This is a genomic window from Desulfovibrio sp. OH1186_COT-070 (genome assembly GCF_003860215.1).
GTDB lineage: Bacteria > Desulfobacterota > Desulfovibrionia > Desulfovibrionales > Desulfovibrionaceae > Desulfovibrio.
Genome location: NZ_RQYH01000163.1, coordinates 1 through 477 on the forward strand (window position 1 = coordinate 1; position 477 = coordinate 477).

Consider the following 477-nt stretch of genomic DNA (forward strand, 5'->3'; position numbering starts at 1 on the left):
GCCGGGAGAGGGTGAGGCGTGGAAAGTACTGTACGTTGACGGTGAAATGCCCCTCGACGATATTCAGGCGCGGGCAGCCATGATACAGCGCGGCAAGGCGCTGACGCAGCCCCGAACATTCGACACGGAGAAAAGCAGAAAGAATCTGCGGTTCATGGCGCGTTCACATCAGGAGATTGACGCACCGTTCACTGACCTTGCCGACGAGGGCAGAAACGATACGCTGCTTCATGCCATTATCGAAGACGGTTGCAACCTTGTTATCCTTGATAATCTGTCAACACTGGCGGAACTGGATGATGAGAATGCGGCGAATGCCTTCAACAAGCCAGTTATCTTTCTGCAAAAGCTCAAGTCTGCGAATGTGGCATGTCTGCTGGTGCATCATACCAACAAACAGGGAGACGCATACAGAGGTTCGTCCAAGATTGCTACCACGTTTGAAACGCTGATGATGCTGTCTGCTGTGGAGAACGA

Annotated in this window: 1 protein-coding gene; it reads left to right on the plus strand. The window is 52.6% G+C overall.

What is annotated here, in order from left to right:
• Positions 1–46: 46 nt before the first annotated feature.
• The coding region (locus tag EII23_RS12365; RefSeq protein WP_260424721.1) for an AAA family ATPase at positions 47–477 on the plus strand (431 nt) is incomplete at its 3' end.